The following is a 423-nucleotide window of genomic DNA, read 5'->3' on the forward strand; positions in this document are numbered from 1 at the left end:
ATCATTCGTCTATACGGAAAACGGTGGGACATTGAGACGTTCTTCAAGTACTGTAAATCTTATTTACAGCTCGGGAAAGAAGTCTACGGACGAAAATATGACATCATGATTGCCCACACAACGATTGTCTTTATGCGGTATATATTTTTTGCACTTGTTTCACGAAATGAAAAGGATCCACGAACGATTGGAGAACTCTTTTATTTAGAATGCGACGAACTAGAAAACATTCGCTTCACAAAATCTTTATCTCTTCTTTTGCATGCTTTAAAAGCACTGCTTGAAGACCAATTTGTATTATCCGAACAACAAGTAACGGCGTTGCTCGATCAATTAATCGACACATTACCGGCGGCATTCAAAGAAATTTTGATTGGAAATCAGTCAAACCAAGAACAAATTGCTGCGTAATTTCTTTGGTGA

The 423-nt window shown here is 37.6% G+C and carries 1 pseudogene; it reads left to right on the forward strand.

Features of this window, described 5'->3' with window-relative positions:
• Positions 1-411, forward strand: a pseudogene (locus ACYQ2O_RS12855) (IS4 family transposase); the annotation flags it as partial.
• Positions 412-423 lie beyond the last annotated feature (12 nt).

It is taken from the genome of Alkalibacterium sp. m-11 (assembly GCF_054658155.1).